15 protein-coding genes are annotated in these 15,031 nt (G+C 59.4%); 3 read left to right on the forward strand and 12 right to left on the reverse strand.

Going from position 1 to position 15,031, the window contains the following annotated elements; genetic code table 11:
* The 3 genes from L972_RS04350 to trhA form a co-directional block, all read right to left on the reverse strand.
* A partial coding sequence (locus tag L972_RS04350) for a retention module-containing protein (RefSeq protein WP_047436044.1) occupies nucleotides 1-1,194 on the reverse strand: 1,194 nt, incomplete at its 3' end.
* Nucleotides 1,195-1,425: 231 nt separating this feature from the next.
* On the reverse strand, nucleotides 1,426-3,087 hold the full coding sequence (locus L972_RS04355; protein ID WP_005335335.1) for a putative transporter: 1,662 nt from the start codon (nucleotides 3,085-3,087) through the stop codon (nucleotides 1,426-1,428).
* Nucleotides 3,088-3,214: 127 nt separating this feature from the next.
* Entirely contained in the window at nucleotides 3,215-3,850 is a 636-nt protein-coding gene (trhA, locus tag L972_RS04360) for a PAQR family membrane homeostasis protein TrhA (RefSeq protein WP_005335337.1), read from the reverse strand.
* A gap of 175 nt (nucleotides 3,851-4,025) precedes the next feature.
* On the opposite strand from trhA, the gene L972_RS04365 reads away from it, so the two are divergent.
* The 3 genes from L972_RS04365 to L972_RS04375 all read left to right on the forward strand — a co-directional run bounded on the left by L972_RS04365 (nucleotide 4,026) and on the right by L972_RS04375 (nucleotide 6,524).
* The gene (locus L972_RS04365; protein ID WP_047436047.1) at nucleotides 4,026-5,549 is read left to right on the forward strand and encodes an aminotransferase class V-fold PLP-dependent enzyme; all 1,524 of its coding nucleotides are present in this window, start codon (nucleotides 4,026-4,028) and stop codon (nucleotides 5,547-5,549) included.
* 90 nt (nucleotides 5,550-5,639) lie between these two features.
* Nucleotides 5,640-6,203, forward strand: coding sequence for a septation protein A (locus tag L972_RS04370; RefSeq protein WP_047436048.1), 564 nt, complete (start codon nucleotides 5,640-5,642; stop codon nucleotides 6,201-6,203).
* A 24-nt stretch (nucleotides 6,204-6,227) separates the two neighbouring features.
* Nucleotides 6,228-6,524, forward strand: a complete 297-nt coding sequence (locus L972_RS04375; protein ID WP_047436050.1) for a YciI family protein — start codon at nucleotides 6,228-6,230, stop codon at nucleotides 6,522-6,524.
* Nucleotides 6,525-6,602: 78 nt separating this feature from the next.
* On the opposite strand, the gene cysQ is transcribed toward L972_RS04375, so the two are convergent.
* The 9 genes from cysQ to L972_RS04420 form a co-directional block, all read right to left on the reverse strand.
* Entirely contained in the window at nucleotides 6,603-7,370 is a 768-nt protein-coding gene (gene cysQ / locus L972_RS04380) for a 3'(2'),5'-bisphosphate nucleotidase CysQ (protein ID WP_139714614.1), read from the reverse strand.
* 187 nt (nucleotides 7,371-7,557) lie between these two features.
* Nucleotides 7,558-8,295, reverse strand: a complete 738-nt coding sequence (gene pdxJ, locus L972_RS04385) for a pyridoxine 5'-phosphate synthase (RefSeq protein ID WP_047436053.1) — start codon at nucleotides 8,293-8,295, stop codon at nucleotides 7,558-7,560.
* A gap of 83 nt (nucleotides 8,296-8,378) precedes the next feature.
* Nucleotides 8,379-9,089 carry a DNA repair protein RecO gene (gene recO, locus L972_RS04390; RefSeq protein ID WP_041210624.1) on the reverse strand — a complete coding sequence of 237 codons (711 nt, stop codon included), beginning with the start codon at nucleotides 9,087-9,089 and terminating at the stop codon, nucleotides 8,379-8,381.
* Nucleotides 9,090-9,989 (reverse strand): GTPase Era, encoded by a 900-nt coding sequence (gene era / locus L972_RS04395; protein ID WP_005335393.1) that lies wholly within the window; start codon nucleotides 9,987-9,989, stop codon nucleotides 9,090-9,092.
* On the reverse strand, nucleotides 9,986-10,657 hold the full coding sequence (gene rnc / locus L972_RS04400; RefSeq protein ID WP_005335394.1) for a ribonuclease III: 672 nt from the start codon (nucleotides 10,655-10,657) through the stop codon (nucleotides 9,986-9,988). Before rnc ends, era begins: the two co-directional genes overlap by 4 nt.
* Complete coding sequence (gene lepB, locus L972_RS04405) at nucleotides 10,658-11,581, reverse strand: signal peptidase I (protein WP_005335395.1); 924 nt, start codon at nucleotides 11,579-11,581, stop codon at nucleotides 10,658-10,660. It lies immediately after the preceding gene.
* A gap of 3 nt (nucleotides 11,582-11,584) precedes the next feature.
* Nucleotides 11,585-13,378: a translation elongation factor 4 gene (lepA, locus tag L972_RS04410; protein WP_005335396.1), complete on the reverse strand. Its 1,794-nt coding sequence runs from the start codon at nucleotides 13,376-13,378 to the stop codon at nucleotides 11,585-11,587.
* 116 nt (nucleotides 13,379-13,494) lie between these two features.
* Nucleotides 13,495-13,956: a SoxR reducing system RseC family protein gene (locus L972_RS04415; RefSeq protein WP_047436058.1), complete on the reverse strand. Its 462-nt coding sequence runs from the start codon at nucleotides 13,954-13,956 to the stop codon at nucleotides 13,495-13,497.
* Nucleotides 13,957-14,049: 93 nt separating this feature from the next.
* Entirely contained in the window at nucleotides 14,050-15,030 is a 981-nt protein-coding gene (locus L972_RS04420) for a MucB/RseB C-terminal domain-containing protein (RefSeq protein WP_047436059.1), read from the reverse strand.
* Nucleotide 15,031 lies beyond the last annotated feature (1 nt).

Consider the following 15,031-nt stretch of genomic DNA (forward strand, 5'->3'; position numbering starts at 1 on the left):
ATCGGCAGCCACCACCAGCGGGGTGTCTTCGGTCACGGTGTTGCTGTCCGGCGCCACGACCGTCGCGTCGTCCACTGGCTTGACGGTGATGTTGACTTTGGCACTGTCGGTATCGCCGTCAGCGTCCTGGGCCACATAGTCAAAGCTGATGTCGCCGTTGAAGTTCTCGTCCGGCTTGAAGGTCATGCTGCCATCGGCGGCAATCTCCACAACACCGTTCTTGACAGGAATGCTCTGCGCACCGCCCGTCAGTGCGATGCCGTTGATGGAGACAATCTTCAGACCACCATCCGGTGCCTTGTCGTTGGCGAGCAAATTCAGGCTCACCGAGCCATCTTCGTTGACGGTGTACTCGTCATCGACCGCATCGACCGGGTCATCAATATCAACGCTGCCATCGTCGGTCGCGGTGCCGGTGTTGCCGGCCGGATCGGTCACAGTGGCGGTGACGGTATAAGAGCCTTCCGCCAATGGGGTGGTGACATCCACGCTGTAGCTGCCGTCCGGCTGTACCGTAGCGGTCAGGGTCTGCTGGTTGCCGTTGGCATCGGTCACGACCAGGGTAACGGTACTGCCCGCCGGGGCATCCGTCGTACCGGTAATGGTCGGGGTGGTGTCGTTGGTGTTGTCTGGGGCGTTCACGGTGATGGATGGTGGAACGCCATCAAACAGGATATCGTCCTCACCACCAAGGGCATCCCCTATGGGGGCTGTATCTGCGGGGTTATCGGTATCAAACCCGGCTTCGGCAATGGTTGCATCACCGATACGGTCGATGGTAACAAAACCGCCGTTGCCACTGGCACCGGCTACGCCCCCAATACCGCCACCACCGGCGGCAGGTGCACCGCCTGCGGCAGAGGCTTCAAAGGCCTGAGTCGGGTCAGCCCCACCCAAGATCGCCTGTTGCAAGGCATTAATATCATCAGGTGTACCTGCAGCGCCGTTTTGCGCCAGCTGGGGAGCATCCCCCTCTTCGGCAGGCTCACTCTGCTCGCTGGCTGGTTGCACATTGAACGACTGTCCGCCGCCCATGAAACTGGCGCCATCCGGCGACACGATCACCGCCCCTTTCGGCAGCACATCACCTTCAGCCAACAGCTTCCGGCTGCCATCTGCGGCAACCAGATAAATTTGTCCTTTGAGTTGGGTTACGGTTACGCCCTGTTCCAAGGTAACGGCATTGGTGATCATGTTCTCTCCTGAATCCTGATTTGAATGCAATAAGCCACAGCCTACTTTGCAGACTGAGGGGAAAAATAACCAGCTCGAAAATTCGAAAGGATAGACCGATTTGAGGCTGAACTGTTCAGCCAGACAGAAGTGTGTAAAACGAGGTTGCGAGAATGGTAAAAACCAAAACTATCAATAAATTACAGAATAATGACGAGAGCATGACAAGGCATGCTCCCGTCAAGATTAACCCTAGGCTCCCGCCCAGAGGATGATAGCCAGCAGCTGTGGCGAGATGATCCGCAGGAACATCACCAGCGGGTAGACAGTGGCGTATGAGAGCGCACTGGCGCCACTGGTCGGGTGCATGGCGTTGGCAAAGGCCAGCGCGGGAGGATCTGTCATGGAGCCGGCCAGCAAACCACACAGGGTCAGATAGTTCATCTTGCCGTAGAGGCGCGCCAGCACACCGACCACCAGCAGCGGGATCAGGGTGATCGCCATGCCGTAGAGCATCCAGGCCGGGCCATCACCGTTGATCAGGGTATCGACGAAGCCAGCACCGGACTTGAATCCGACCACCGCCAGAAAAAGTACGATGCCGATCTCCCGCAGCGCCAGGTTGGCACTGGGGGGCATGAACCAGTAAAGCTTGCCGATGCTGCCGATCCGCGACAGGATCAGCGCCACCACCAACGGCCCGCCCGCCAGACCCAGCTTGAGGGCGGCCGGGAAACCGGGCAGGTAGAAGGGGATGGAGCCGAGCAATACGCCAAGGCCAATCCCGATAAATACCGGCAACATCTGCACCTGCTGCAGCTTTTGCTGCACGTTGCCGACCACATTGGTCACGGCCTCGATGGCGTCGAGACGGCCAACCAGGTTGAGGATGTCACCAAACTGCAGGCTGGTCTGACTGGTCGGCACCAGTTCGATACCTGCCCGGTTGAGACGGGAGATCACCACGTCATAGCGCTGTTTGATGTCCAGATCGCGGATCTTCTTGCCAAGAACCTGCTCGTTGGTCACCACTACTCGCTCGACGCGCAGATCTGTGCCCCGGGTCGAGAGCGAGGTCTCCACCTCCTCCCCCAACACCAACAACACCTTGTGCAGCGCGTGACGCTCACCCACCAGGTGCAGCAAGTCACCCAGTTCGATACGGGATTCCGGCCGTGGCACCATCAGCTCGTCGCCCCGTTTGAGCCGTGAACAGATGACATCAGACTCGTCGAGACTCGGGATCTCGCTCAGCATCAGGCCGTGCATGTTGGGATTGCGCACCGCGATGTTGATGGTCTGCAAGCTCTCCTTGGTTTTACCGGTTTGTAGCTCGAACTGGGCGGCTTCATCGTCGATCTTGATGCGAAAGAAAACCCTGACCAGCCACATGGTGAGCAAAATGCCACAGATACCAAACGGATAGGCAACCGCATATCCCATCCCCATCAGGCCGGTAGAACCGGGCGCGGCGCCCAGCTCGGCCAGGATCTGCTGGCCCGCACCGAGGGATGGCGTATTGGTGACGGCACCGGAGAAGACCCCCAGAATGACCGGTAACGGCACATCGAAAAATTGATGCAAGCCAGCAGCCACCACGCAGCCAAGGATGACCAGCAAAGCGGCAAAGGCGTTGAGTTTGAGACCCGAACTGCGCAATGACGAGAAGAAACCCGGCCCGACCTGGATGCCGATGGTATAGACAAACAGGATCAGGCCAAATTCTTGAATAAAGTGAAGCGTTTGTGCATCCAGCGCGAGATCGGAGGCGCCTGCAAAGTGACCCACTATGATGCCGCCGAACAGCACCCCCCCTATTCCCAAGCCAACGCCATAGACTCGCCAGTTTCCCAGCCAGAGTCCTAGCACTGCCACCAGCGACAACATGCTGATGGAAAGCGCGATTTCACTCATTTCGTGCATCCTTTGCGAATTGAACTGGCCCTAGCTTGTCAGCAAACGCTGATGCCAACTGTGTGATACCGCACGAATTTATCCTTTTACGCGCTAAAAATACCAATTAAGGGCTAGTTGCAAGACGTTAGGCGACGTAGCCGTAAATGGCCATAAAGTGACAAACGCTGCCACCCAGCACAAAGAGATGCCAGATGGCGTGGTTATAGGGGATCTGCTTGGCCACATAGAAAATGACCCCGAGGCTGTAGATAAGGCCACCGAGCCCGAGCAGCAGCAGCCCCTCACCGGCCAGATGGATATAGAGCTGATAGATGACCACCAGCGACAGCCAGCCCAACATCAGGTAGGTAAAGAGCGACAGCTTCTTGAAGCGGTTGATAAACACCAGCTTGAACACCACACCAGCCAGCGCCAGGGCCCAGATCACCACCATCAAGCCCTTCGCCAGCGGCGTATCGAGCGCCACCAGCAGGAAGGGGGTATAGGTGCCGGCAATCAGCAGATAGATGGCGCAGTGATCAAACACCTTGCACCAGCGTCTGGCCCGCCCTTCCGCCATGCTGTGATAGAGGGTAGAGGCGAGATAGAGCAGCACCAGACTGCCGCCATAAAGGCTGTAACTCACCAGCGCCTGCGTGCCCTGCCCCCATCCCTTGATGAGCAACAACACCAGCCCGACAATCCCCAGCAACAATCCCGCACCGTGACTCAGCCGGTTTGCCAGCTCCTCTCGGGGGGAGTAATCCATCACACCACTCATAACAGCGACTCCACAATAACTGTGGCTCACTCTACCCAGCGCCATTTCGGAGTACAAGTGTTCGCTTAAAAAATGGAGTGGCTGTCACCTGCCAACCTTTGGTGTATGCTCTGCCGCCGATGCCCGAGACAAGCGGCATTGACGCCTAACCCGGTGACCTGGTCTGGAGAACCTGATGAAGTTGACTGAGCTGTTTGCACAAGCGGATCCCGCCTTTGGCGAGGCGATGAACACCTTGCTGGAGAGCTTCCACCACTCCGACGACAGTCAGGCCCCCTATCAGCGCGACCTGTTCACCCATCAGCTCGACCAGTCCCGCATGCCCGCCAGCGGCTGCTCGACCGAAGCCTATCTCGCCCGACTGGCCACTCTGGTACCCGGCGCATCCCATCTCACCTCGCCACGCTACATGGGTCATATGACGGCACCATTGCCGGCCTATACTGCCGAGCTCTCCCGTCTGGTCGTGATGCTCAACCAGAATCCGATGAAGATGGAGTCCTCCCGTCTGCTCAGCTTTCTGGAGCGGGAGGTGCTGGCCAAGCTGCACTGCCTCATCTATGGCCGGGACGATGCCTTCTACGGCAAGCAGATGCATGCCAAGGATGCCGCTCTCGGTGTCATGACCAGCGGCGGCACCATCGCCAATGTCACAGCTCTCTGGCTGGCCCGCAACCGCGCCTGTGGCGACAACCTGTTCGCCCTCTATGAGCAGGGCTATCGCGGCGCCGTCATTCTGGGCTCCCGGCTGATGCACTACTCCTTCGACAAGGGGATGGATCTGCTGGGACTGGGCGCCCGCAGTGTCTGGCGCCTTGAGACTGACGAACAGAACCGGCTCAGTCTGGCTGCGCTGGAGCAGGCGCTGATCCAGTGCAAAGAGCAGAAATTGAAAATACTGGCATTGGTCGGCGTGGCTGGCAGTACCGACTTTGGCTCCATCGATCCGCTGCCAGAACTGGCGGCCATCGCCGAGCGCGAGCAGATCCACTTCCACGTGGATGCCGCCTGGGGTGGCCCGACCCTCTTCTCCCCCCGCTATCAAAACCTGCTGGCCGGAATAGAGCAGGCCGACACAGTCACCCTGGATGGTCACAAGCAACTGCTGGTGCCGCTCGGGACCGGCATGCTGCTCTGCCGCCAGCCCGACCTGATGATGGCGGTCAAGCGAGAGGCGCCCTACGCTATTCGCGCCACCTCGTTCGATCAGGGTCGCTTTACCCTGGAGGGCACCCGCCCGGCCAATGCCCTCTATCTGGATGCCGCCTTCCAGCTGTTCGGCCAGCAAGGCTATGCCGACCTCATCGAGGCCAACTACGACCGGGCCCGACTGATGGCCGAGCTCATCACCAGTAATCCGGCCTTCGAGCTGATGTATGCTCCGGTGATGAACCTGCTCTCCTACCGCTGCATCCCGCCCCATCTGCAGGGCAAGGTGCTGGATGAAGCGGCCAACGAGCAGGTCAACGCCTTCAACGTGGCGCTGCAAAAAGCCCAGCGCGCCGAGGGGCACAGCTTCGTCTCCCGTACCCAGCGCGCCGTGGTGCGCTACGGTGCCCAACCCCTCACCCTGCTGCGCGCCGTGCTGCTCAACCCCCTGATTGAAGAGCGCCATATCCGCGACCTGCTGGCCGATCAGCAGCGACTGGGGATCAGCATTGCTCGCCAACTGTTTGGCGACAGCGCGGAACCGGCGTAAAAATGAGCGGTCTTATTCATTTGCCGTTGTCCACCGTGCAGGTAGACTGGGCAAAATTTGCAGGCCATCTTTGAGGACTAGGCGTCAGAAATGAAGCAATTTATTGAATTTATTCCACTTATCGTTTTCTTTGCGGTCTACAAGTTCTACGACATCTACATGGCCACTGGCGCCCTGGTGGTGGTCACCGGTCTGCAGCTCGCCTACAGCTGGATCCGCTATCGCAAAGTCGAGAAGATGCAGCTTTTTACCTTCCTGCTGGTCGGCTTCTTTGGCGGTCTCACCGTGTTCTTCCACGATGACACCTTCATCAAGTGGAAAGTGACAGTCATCAACGCCCTGTTTGCGCTGGGGCTGCTCATCAGCCGCTATGGCTTTGGCAAGAACCTGATCAAGCAGATGCTGGCCAAGGAGCTGCAGGCACCCGACGCCATCTGGGATCGGGTCAACCTCGGCTGGGCCGGTTTCTTTGCCGTCTGTGGCCTGCTCAATCTCTATGTGGCCTTCAACCTGCCGCAGGAGATGTGGGTCAACTTCAAGGTGTTCGGCCTGCTGGGGATGACGCTGATCTTTACCCTGCTCAGCGGTGTCTACCTCTACCGCCACATCCCTGCCGAGCAGTTGTCCCAGCAAAAAGACGAACCCAAAAAGTAACCCTCATCAGAAAAGGATCCTCTCATGTGGTATCTCATCTACTCCGAAGATGTCCCCGATAGCCTGCCACTGCGCAAGCAGGTTCGCCCTGCCCATCTGGCTCGCCTGCAAGCCCTGCAGGATGAAGGCCGCCTGCTGACCGCCGGTCCCAACCCGGCCATCGATGCCGAGGATCCGGCCGATGCAGGCTTTACCGGCAGCACCGTCATCGCCGAGTTTGCCTCGCAAGCGGATGCCAAAGCCTGGGCCGATGCCGATCCCTATGTGGCAGCTGGCGTCTATGCCAAAGTGACCATCAAGCCGTTCAAGAAAGTCTTCTGACCCAAAGCGCATAGCTAAATAAAAAGGCCGGACTGGAAGTTCATTCCAGTCCGGCCTTTTTGCATCCCGATATCTCGTTTATGCCTTGGCGACAAACCAGGGATTGAGGATATCGGGCTTGTTGTAGGCAAGGGGTGAGCCATCGAGCTGGGTGACGCTGCCACCGGCCCCCTCCAGCACAGCCTGCGCCGCGCCGGTATCCCACTCGCAGGTGGGGGCGAGGCGCGGATAGAGCTCGGCGCCCCCCTCGGCGATGATGCAGAACTTGAGGGAGCTGCCCATAGAGACCAGCTCGATCTCGCCAAAAGGTGCCAAGAAATCGAGGGTCGCCTGCGACAGGTGGTTGCGACTGCCCACCACTCGCCACGCCTCTCCTTCACGATGAGGCCGGGTCTGGATAGGCTCACACTTGCCATCGGCGATACGCCAGGCGCCTACTCCTTTGCCGCCATACCAGAGCTTGTCCAGCACAGGGGCATAGACCAGCCCCCAGCGCGGCGCCCCCCCTTCAATCAGCGCGATATTGACGGTGAACTCGCCGTTGCGGGAAACAAACTCCTTGGTGCCGTCGAGGGGATCCACCAGCCAGTAGCGGGACCAGCTGTGGCGCGCCGCCATCACCTCGGCCCCCGACTCCTCCGACAGCACAGGGATATCGGGAGTCAGCCGTGCCAACCCCTGAACGATCACCTCATGAGCCCCCTTGTCGGCAGCGGTAAGCGGGCTCTCGTCGCTCTTGTACTCCACCGCGAAGGGCTGGCTGTAGATGGCCATGATGGCCGCTCCCGCCGCGCGGGCGACAGGTTCAAGGTCGGTGATATCGGGGTGGTACAAGGGATGATCCATAACAATCTCGTCCAACTCACAGGGTCAACCAGTGTAACCCTTTCGACATCAACTGCTTATAGCCGATTGTGCTGGGTTATTACTGCGCGGGTGCCGCCCTCGCTTGAACAGGGCCTGAAATAGCAAAGGACGCCGCTGCGTCCCTTGTTATTTTTGGCAGCCTGTCTCAGGCCGCCGGTCTGGTGAGTCAGATCCCCTGACGGGCTTCCTGCATCAGCAGGCGCATATCGCTCACGGCTTTAGCCAGACCATCGAAGGCGGCACGACCGATGATGGCGTGGCCGATGTTGAGCTCATAGAGCTCGGGGATGGCGGCGATGGCCTTGACGTTGTGGTAGTGCAGGCCATGGCCGGCATTGACCTTGAGCCCCTTGCCAGCGGCATAGGAGGCGCCGGCGGCGATACGCTTGAACTCGGCGTTGCGCTCGGCATCGGTGGTGGCATCGGCGTAACGGCCGGTGTGGATCTCGATAAAGGGGGCGCCACTCTCGGCAGCTGCATCAATCTGGATGGGATCGGCATCGATAAAGAGGGATACCTGGGCACCCACAGCAGAGAGGCGGGCAACTGCGTCAGTCACCTTGTCCAGCTGACCGGACACGTCCAGACCGCCCTCGGTGGTCACTTCGGTGCGCTTCTCCGGCACCAGACAGACGAAGTGGGGCTTGATGCGACAGGCGATGCCGATCATCTCTTCGGTCACTGCCATCTCCAGGTTCATTCTGGTCTGGATAGTCTGACGCAGGATCTCCACGTCGCGATCGGTGATATGGCGGCGATCTTCACGCAGATGCACGGTAATGCCATCGGCCCCAGCCTGTTCGGCCACGAAGGCGGCCTGTACCGGATCCGGATACTGGGTGCCACGGGCGTTGCGCAGGGTGGCGATATGGTCGATGTTCACACCCAGATAGATTTCACTCATGAGAACTCCTTGAAAGGCTTCATCTGTTGACTGCGCGGTCAGCGAATCACCCCGCGCCAATATCCGTATGTCTGTAATCTATGTCAGCCTTGAATGCTGGCTTTGCGTTTTAAAAACAGCTCCCGGCTCTTTAACTGGCGTTTGCCCAGATAGGGTTGCAGTGCCAGTCGGCTGAAACGTTTGGCCGCCTGCAGCAAGGGAGGGGTATCGAAACGTCCCTCGGCAAAGGCGAGCAGGTGGGCACCGAGAAACAGGGTACGGGGATCCGGCGCCCGCTCGCAAGCAACAAAGCCCAATTCACGCTCGAAGCCATAGAGCAGGGTCGGCTCGATGGGCGACTCGTCGTCCGCCGTGTATTCGAAATCCACCGCATACCCGAGCGCCTGCAACAGCAGGAACTCGAAGCGACGCAGCGGCAGCTCCGGCGTCTCGCCGTCGGCCAGCGCCATGATGGCACGGGCATAGGCATCGAACACTTCAGGGAACGGGGTGTGCGCTTCCAGCAGGTAGTAAACCAGCTCGTTGAGATAGAGGCCGTAGAAGAGGCGATCGCCGCCGAGACGCAGGGAGTGATCCGGACATTCGACCTGGGTGAGGTTCTTGAGATCACCCTTGCCGCGCCAGGCGATGGTGAGCAGGGTAAAGGGTTGCAGCAGCCCCTTGAGAGGGGAGCGTGGCCCGCGAGAACCGCGAGCCACCAGAGTAAATCGGCCACTATCCTGGGTGAAGACCTCGACCAGCTGGCTGGTCTCCCGATAGGGCCGACTGTGGATGACGAAAGCCGGGGTCAGCAATCAGTCGTCGCCATACCCGAGGCTGCGCAGGGCGCGCTCATCATCAGCCCAGCCCGACTTGACCTTGACCCACAGCTCGAGGTGCACCTTGTTCTGGAACAGACGTTCCATATCGAGGCGCGCTTCGGTGCCGATGGTCTTGATCTTCTCACCCTTGTTGCCGATGACCATCTTCTTCTGACCATCGCGCTCGACCAGGATCAGGCCGTGGATGTGATAGAGGCCGTTCTCTTCCACCTTGAAGCGCTCGATCTCGACCGTCACCGAGTAGGGCAGCTCCTCGCCGGTGAAGCGCATCAGCTTCTCGCGGATGATTTCGGAGGCCATAAAGCGGGAGGAGCGGTCGGTCACGTAATCTTCCGGGAAGAAGTGGACGTTTTCCGGCAGCAGATCCTTGGCCCACTCGCGGATCTTCTCCACGTTGGTGCCCTTTTCGGCACTGATGGGCAGAATATGGGCGAAGTTCATCTGTTGGCCCAGCCACTCGAGGTGGGGCAGCAGATCTTCTTTCTCTTTGACGTTGTCGATCTTGTTGACCGCCAGCACCACAGGGCACTTGAGATTGCGCAGCTTGCCCAGCACCATCTCGTCGTCTTTGGTCCAGTGGGTACCGTCAACCATGAACACCACCATGGCCACATCCCCCAGCGAACTGGTGGCGGCACGGTTCATCAGACGGTTGATGGCCCGTTTCTCTTCAATGTGCAGACCCGGGGTATCTACATAGATGGTCTGGTAGTTATCCTCTGTGTCGATCCCCAAAATCCGGTGACGGGTGGTCTGGGGCTTCTTCGAGGTAATGCTGACCTTCTGGCCAAGCAGCTTGTTGAGCAGGGTGGACTTGCCCACATTCGGGCGGCCCACGATGGCGACAAAGCCGCAATAGGTAGTATCTGTCATGACAGTTTTTCCAATGCTTGCTGCGCCGCGGCCTGTTCGGCCTTGCGACGGCTGGTGCCGACCCCGACGAGGGGACCATCCAGACCTTCCACGTCACACTGGACAGTGAACTCCTGGTTGTGTGCCTCGCCCTTGACGTTGGTCACGGTGTAGGTCGGCAGGGATTTGCGGCTTCCCTGCAAAATTTCTTGCAGACGGGTCTTGGGATCTTTCTGCTCGATGCCTGGCTTGATCTCTTCCAGGCGGCTGGCATACCAGCTCAGCAGCAGTGTCCGCACCGTCTCAAGATTGGTATCCAGATAGACGGCACCGATCACCGCCTCGACCGTGTCGGCCAGAATGGATTCGCGGCGAAAACCGCCGCTCTTGAGTTCGCCGGGGCCGAGGATCAGGTGATCACCAAGGTCAAACTCCCGGCCCAGTTCGGCCAAGGTCTTCTCGCGCACCAAGGTGGCGCGCATCCGGCTGAGATCCCCTTCCGCCGCTTGCGGGAAGCGGTGGAAGAGATCGTCGGCAATCACCAGACTCAAAATCGAGTCACCCAGAAATTCCAGTCTTTCATTGTGACGGGAACCGGCGCTGCGGTGAGTCAGCGCCCGGGTCAGTAGTTCCAGATCCGCAAAGACATGCCCGAGACGGGACTGCAGTCTGTTCATCTTGATATTCATTTACTTGATTCCGCCAATGCGGTTGAAGCGCACACCTGTCGGTACCCAACTTGGCAGCAGGGAGCCTTCTTCGCGCTCGAATTCAAAACTTATCCAGATAGCGACCGCCTTGCCGACCAGATTCTGCTCGGGCACAAAGCCCCAGAAGCGGCTGTCGGTGCTGTTGTCGCGGTTGTCCCCCATCACGAAATACTGGCCTTCCGGTACGACCCATTCGTCGGGGTAGGTGCCGGGCTGGCGATAGTAACGGCCAACCATGTCGGGCATCAGCGGATTGCGCAGGGTCTCGTGGGAGACATCACCCAACTGCTCGGTATAGCGGTCAAGGGGGATCCCCATCTGGGTAAATTCGCCTCTTTGTTCAAACTTGACGTCGAGCTTCTTGAAGCCCGGGCACGTTTTCCCTTCCTGCTCTTCGCACTTGGGCCGGATCATCAGCTCCTTGTTGCGATAGATGACCCGATCACCCGGCATGCCGACGACCCGCTTGATGTAGTCAACGCGCGGTTCAAGGGGATACTTGAACACCACCACGTCGCCACGCTTGGGCTCGCCAGTCTCGAGGAACTTGGTGTTGGTCACCGGATCCCGCAGACCGTAGGCAAATTTTTCCACCAGGATGAAGTCGCCCACCAGCAGGGTGGGCATCATGGAACCTGACGGGATCTGGAACGGTTCAAAAATGAACGAACGCAGGATCAGCACAAAGGTGATGACCGGGAAGACCCCGGCGGTCTGCTCAATCCAGACCGGCACGGGGGCCACCTTGGCCAGGGTCTTCTCATCCAGGTGGGCACCGCCATGGGCACGAGCCACGGCAATCTTGGCGGCGCGCTGCTTGGACCAAATCATCTTGTCCAGACACCAGATAACACCGGTGATCGCGCAGACCACCACCAGGATCAGGGAAAACGTGCTTGCCATCTATTAATCCTTTCCGACGTGGAGAATCGCGAGGAAGGCTTCCTGCGGCACGTCGACACGGCCGAGGGACTTCATCCGCTTCTTACCTTCTTTCTGCTTGTTCAGCAGTTTCTTCTTACGACTCACGTCACCACCATAGCACTTGGCGGTTACGTCTTTACGCAGAGCCTTGACGGTGCTGCGAGCGATGATCTGGTTGCCGATGGCCGCCTGAATAGCGATATCGAACATCTGGCGCGGGATCAACTCGCGCATCTTCTCCACCACCTGACGACCGCGATACTGGGCGTTGTCCTTGTGGGTGATGATGGCCAAAGCATCGACCCGCTCACCGTTGATCATGATATCCAGACGGACCATGTCGGAGGTTTCGAAACGCTTGAAACCGTAATCCAGCGAGGCGTAACCACGACTGGTGGATTTCAGACGGTCGAAGAAGTCGAGCACCACTTCCGCCATCGGGATTTCATAGGTCAGTGCCACCTGCTTGCCGTGGTAGACCATGTTGGTCTGCACGCCACGCTTCTCGATACAGAGGGTGATCACGTTGCCCATGTACTCCTGCGGCAGCAGGATATGACACTCGGCGATCGGCTCGCGCATCTCCTTGATGCTGGTGATGGCAGGCATCTGGGCCGGGCTGTCGATGTGGATGGTGGAACCGTCGGTCAGCTCGATCTCGTACACTACGGTCGGCGCCGTGGTGATCAGATCCAGATCGTATTCACGCTCCAGACGCTCCTGAATGATCTCCATGTGCAGCATGCCGAGGAAGCCGCAACGGAAGCCGAAGCCCAGCGCAGTGGAGCTCTCCGGCTCGAAGAACAGGGAGGCATCGTTCAGGGAGAGCTTGTCGAGGGCGTCACGGAACGACTCGTAGTCATCGCTGGAGATAGGGAACAGACCCGCATAAACCTGCGGCTTCACCTTCTTGAAGCCGGCCAGCGCCTTGTCGGCACCGTTCTTGGCCTGAGTCAGGGTATCGCCCACCGGCGCGCCGTGGATGTCCTTGATACCGCAGACAACCCAACCTACCTCGCCGCAACCCAGACCCTGGGTATCCACCTGCTTGGGCGTGAAGATACCGATACGATCGACACCCCACACCTGACCGGTGCTCATCACCTTGATCTTGTCGTTCTTCTTCAGAGAACCGTTCTTGATCCGCACCAAAGAGACAACGCCCAGATAGGAGTCGAACCAGGAGTCGATGATCAGCGCCTGCAGCGGGGCATCCGGGTCACCTTCCGGCGCCGGGATCTTGGCGACGATCTCTTCCAGCACCAGATCAACACCCAGACCGGTCTTGGCGGAGCAGCGCACCGCATCGACCGCGTCGATACCGACGATGTCTTCGATCTCCTCGGCAACCCGCTCGGGTTCTGCGGCCGGCAGGTCAATCTTGTTCAGCACCGGCACCACTTCCAGATCCATTTCCATGGCGGTGTAGCAGTTGGCCAGAGTCTGTGCCTCAACCCCCTGGCCGGCATCCACCACCAGCAGCGCCCCTTCACAGGCCGCCAAAGAGCGGGAGACCTCGTAGGAGAAATCCACGTGGCCCGGGGTGTCGATAAAGTTCAGCTGGTAGGTGTTACCGTCTTGTGCCTGGTAGTTCAGGGTCACACTCTGTGCTTTGATGGTAATGCCGCGCTCGCGCTCCAGATCCATGGAGTCAAGCACCTGAGCCTGCATCTCGCGGTCGGACAAGCCACCGCAAGTCTGGATCAGACGGTCCGACAGGGTCGATTTACCGTGGTCGATGTGCGCAATAATCGAAAAGTTACGAATGTGTTTCATCGAGCAAGAGTCACTCAAAATTAGTTAAGGTCAGTTATGGAGGCGCGATTTTACTGGATAACCCGGCTGACGGCCATTCTTTAGTCGCCAGCGCCAGTGAAATAGCGCCTGTTCGGTCAGGGGAGGATGCGGACAGGGACGATAACGCCGAGCATCTGCGGGCCGTAGCGCCCCTGATCCAGGCGGTTGGAAAAGTAACGAACCAGTAAAAAGCCCAGCACGCCCCCCAGCAGGCAACAGAGAATGGTAATCCTCTCCCCGCCCGAGAGCAGCGGCGCCAGCCAGAGCTGCCCCAGCAAGGCGCCGGCCAACAGACAGAAAAGCGGCAGCACATAGACCAGCGCAGCCCCGCGCAGCAGACTCTCCTGCGGGATACCGAGCCTCACTTGCTGGCCAACCCGCACCTCGGCGGTCAGCCTGACCCGCAAGCGGGGAGCTTTCAGGGGAAACGCCTTGGCCACGGTGCCGGTACCGCAGTTGGATTGCTGCTGACAACCGCTGCAGGCGGAGCGACGCTCGCACTCCACCCAGGCATGGTCACCCTCAATGGCCACCACGGTCGCCAGCTCTTCACTCATCTCATTCACGGCAACACCTCGGGTTCACACAATCAGGGGATCTGACCACGACTCGCCACGCTCGGCAAGCGGGGGACAACCCCGCATCCCCCGTTACTGCACCGCTTCGTTGCGGGCCAGCGGCTGGACCGACTCGGCGATGCGCTTGGCGGTTTCGGCAGGCACCTCGCCGACCACGGTGATCTCGACCCCCACCTCGTTGACATAGCTCACCAGCGAGGTCGCCCCCTGGCGGATCAGCTGCTGGCGCACCGCCTGCTTGGGATCCACCCGGGAGACATAGACTGAGAGATCCACCAGCCCGTCGGAGAGCATCATGTAATCCACCGGCATACTGGTGGTCACCAGCTGGTGCCGGTCTTGCGACAGCACCTTGAAGCCATCGGGCAACCAGGTGATCTGCCAGTTCAACTGCTGTTGCGGCGCCGGATAGGCATCCTCCAGCGCCAGCGCCGGAGGCTGCTTGCTGTTGGCCAGCTTCACCAGCCAGGGGGCCGGTTTGCTCTGCAGATCCAGTTCGACACCGAGTACCTGCTCCACCAGATTGCCTTCCCGCTCGACCATGTCGATCCGCAGCAGCAAGTGGCTCTGCTCGTCAATCCAGAGCACGAAACCATATTTATCGGCCTCTTTAGGCACCAGCCTCACCACCTGTGCCACCACACCGGCAACCCGGCTGCGACCGGCCAGCACTGGATCATAGCTCTCCAGCACCTGCGCCAGCGGCATCTTCACCAACGTCGACCAGATGCCGGGGAAGCGGGCATCCTTCAGGGTGTAGGGATCGTGGCTGTTTTCAAAAAAGGTGTATTCATTCTGGCGCTGGAGATACTCGATCGCCTTGCCGTCGAGGTAACTGAGGTGGGCCACTTCCTTGCCGTTGATGATGGCATGGCTGATCCGGATCGGTTCAAGACGCCCCTGACGGGCCTTGACCATGGACAACTCGAAATTCTGTTGCTGCACGGCACTCTGCATCTGCTGCAACAAGGCCTCGGCCGACTTATCGTCGGCCGAGGCCTTGGCACTGATCAGCAGGAGAGAGGCCAGCAAAATACGGCTGGACTGGCGCACG

The sequence above is a fragment of the Aeromonas sp. ZOR0001 genome (genome assembly GCF_000801015.1).
In the GTDB taxonomy this organism is placed as follows: domain Bacteria; phylum Pseudomonadota; class Gammaproteobacteria; order Enterobacterales; family Aeromonadaceae; genus Aeromonas; species Aeromonas veronii.

What these genes read in the sequence shown, in the direction of transcription:
- L972_RS04375 (WP_047436050.1), top strand. Translation starts at nt 6,228, where the DNA reads ATGTGGTATCTCATCTACTCCGAAGATGTCCCCGATAGCCTGCCACTG.
- L972_RS04370 (WP_047436048.1), top strand. Translation starts at nt 5,640, where the DNA reads ATGAAGCAATTTATTGAATTTATTCCACTTATCGTTTTCTTTGCGGTC.
- era (WP_005335393.1), bottom strand. Translation starts at nt 9,989, where the DNA reads ATGACAGATACTACCTATTGCGGCTTTGTCGCCATCGTGGGCCGCCCG.
- L972_RS04365 (WP_047436047.1), top strand. Translation starts at nt 4,026, where the DNA reads ATGAAGTTGACTGAGCTGTTTGCACAAGCGGATCCCGCCTTTGGCGAG.
- rnc (WP_005335394.1), bottom strand. Translation starts at nt 10,657, where the DNA reads ATGAATATCAAGATGAACAGACTGCAGTCCCGTCTCGGGCATGTCTTT.
- trhA (WP_005335337.1), bottom strand. Translation starts at nt 3,850, where the DNA reads ATGAGTGGTGTGATGGATTACTCCCCCCGAGAGGAGCTGGCAAACCGG.
- L972_RS04415 (WP_047436058.1), bottom strand. Translation starts at nt 13,956, where the DNA reads ATGAGTGAAGAGCTGGCGACCGTGGTGGCCATTGAGGGTGACCATGCC.
- lepB (WP_005335395.1), bottom strand. Translation starts at nt 11,581, where the DNA reads ATGGCAAGCACGTTTTCCCTGATCCTGGTGGTGGTCTGCGCGATCACC.
- lepA (WP_005335396.1), bottom strand. Translation starts at nt 13,378, where the DNA reads ATGAAACACATTCGTAACTTTTCGATTATTGCGCACATCGACCACGGT.
- cysQ (WP_139714614.1), bottom strand. Translation starts at nt 7,370, where the DNA reads ATGGATCATCCCTTGTACCACCCCGATATCACCGACCTTGAACCTGTC.
- L972_RS04355 (WP_005335335.1), bottom strand. Translation starts at nt 3,087, where the DNA reads ATGAGTGAAATCGCGCTTTCCATCAGCATGTTGTCGCTGGTGGCAGTG.
- pdxJ (WP_047436053.1), bottom strand. Translation starts at nt 8,295, where the DNA reads ATGAGTGAAATCTATCTGGGTGTGAACATCGACCATATCGCCACCCTG.